The sequence below is a fragment of the Psychrobacter sp. 1U2 genome (genome assembly GCF_051847575.1).
In genome coordinates this window covers 1-996 of sequence record NZ_JBPYDC010000535.1, presented here as the reverse complement: position 1 = coordinate 996, position 996 = coordinate 1, and the positions used below count along the sequence as shown (strand labels likewise).

Below are 996 nucleotides of genomic sequence, written 5' to 3'. Positions count from 1 at the left end.
AACTTAGTAATAGTGATGCCTGTCAGCGGCACTACCTTATTAAACAGCTCCACTTGGTTAATGGCGTTTTGACCTGTACCCGCATCAAGAATGGTCATTCCCTCATGGGGCGCACTTGGATCCGCTTTACGCATGACACGTACTACTTTTTCAAGCTCTGCCATCAGATGCGTTTTGTTTTGCAAACGTCCGGCAGTGTCAGCTATCAATACATCAATGTTTTTGGCTTTTGCAGATTGCATGGCATCAAAGATAACAGAAGCGCTGTCAGAACCATGGCCTTGAGCCACAACCGGAATGCTGTTACGCTCACCCCAGATTTGTAGCTGTTCAGTGGCGGCAGCGCGGAAAGTGTCACCAGCCGCCAACATAACTGACTTACCCTCGCCTTGTAAGCGCTTGGCAAGCTTACCAATAGTGGTTGTTTTCCCCACACCATTAACACCCACAACCAAAATAACAAATGGTTTTTTGCTCGTATCGACAACCAATGGCGCAACTTTTGGCGTTAAGATATCAACGAGCTCACTTTGCAGTGCTTTATATAATGAATGCGCATAAATCAAATCGCCACGCGTTGTTTGCTCAGTTAAACTCTTGATAATACGGTTAGTCGCATTGACACCAATATCGGCGACTAATAGCTGGTCCTCTACCTCTTCCAACAGCTCATCATCGATCTCTTTGCCACCAATAAGTATGCTCACCATACCTTCTGCAAGGTTTTTACGTGATTTACTAAGTCCCGACTTCATGCGGTTAAACCAGCTTCCTTTTTGGCGACCTTGCGTCTCGTCTTCTTGTAGCTGATCCATTTGGTTTGCATCATCGTCAGCCAGTGCCTGAGAAGTACTTGGTGCAGCTTGTCTTACAGCATCGTCAGTGTTGGTTTGTTTAGTGCCAGCTGGTAGATGCTGGCTAGCAGTATCCGTCCACTGCTCTTGTAGCGGCATCTTTGGTATAGCAGTAGGATTAATCTTGTTTTCGATTTGGTCA

1 protein-coding gene is annotated in these 996 nt (G+C 46.1%); it reads right to left on the bottom strand.

What is annotated here, in order from left to right:
* Positions 1-815: signal recognition particle-docking protein FtsY (gene ftsY, locus ACS8FD_RS17100; RefSeq protein ID WP_439276727.1), on the bottom strand; the 815-nt coding region annotated here is incomplete at its 3' end.
* Positions 816-996 lie beyond the last annotated feature (181 nt).